The following is a 927-nucleotide window of genomic DNA, read 5'->3' on the forward strand; positions in this document are numbered from 1 at the left end:
CTTTTCATCATTCACATCTCCTTTAAAGCGTTAAAGCGTCTACGTGTTTAAGTAACACTCTAACATGTATGTAAATAACATGCAATACACCTGCATCAAAATTGTTTCATTAATACGGTAGCGCCTGTATTTATCATAATATAGTCAACTCTTGTAATGTGTTGTCATTACGCTACATTAAAATTTCTGGTTCAACGCTGTATACGTGCGCCAATATCTCGCCACATAACAACTTCAGGTACAATGCCCATAATATTTCCACGACATCACACTACAAATTAACTTTGTCTAAGTTCCCTATACTATCACGCCACAAAAAACACTCAAATGACAAATATAATAACATCGTCACTCAAGTGTTAATATTTAAAATCTTCAATTATGTTAAAGCATTGAAAAAGCGAATAACATTTTCTTCTAAAATATCTCTGCCTTCTCCATGTGTCATTAAATGATGCGAATCCTTCAGACCATTTAATTCTTTGTCTACTGATCCTAAATGTTCATAAATAAAATGTGCACTTGTTTCATAGGATGGCTCATCTTTACCACCAAATAATATATTAGCTGGAATTTTAATAACATTTAAATTTGTCATGATATCATCAATAAAATGCTGAAACTTCGTAATTTCACCTTCATAATCATCAATTGCTGCTAATTGCGCACTCGATGCTTGCTGATCTAAATTTAAAATATTCGACATGCGTTGACTATAATAAACTAAATGTTCTATTAAGCCATCATCACTTTTTTCCTTTGGTGCTGACATGACAGCGATACGTTTCAACGGGTAGTGCTGCGCCAATTTTAATGTCATTAATCCACCTAAAGACACACCCGTTGCACTGATAGATTCATAACCTTCATTGACTAAAAATTGGTAAGCTTTCTCAACTTCTTCCCACCAATCATCTACATTATATG

At 33.4% G+C, this 927-nt stretch carries 1 protein-coding gene; it reads right to left on the minus strand.

The window, feature by feature from the left end:
- Positions 1 to 379 precede the first annotated feature (379 nt).
- Positions 380 to 927: alpha/beta hydrolase (locus tag IDG60_RS16360; protein ID WP_206160930.1), on the minus strand; the 548-nt coding region annotated here is incomplete at its 5' end.

It is taken from the genome of Staphylococcus sp. EG-SA-2, from assembly GCF_017152085.1.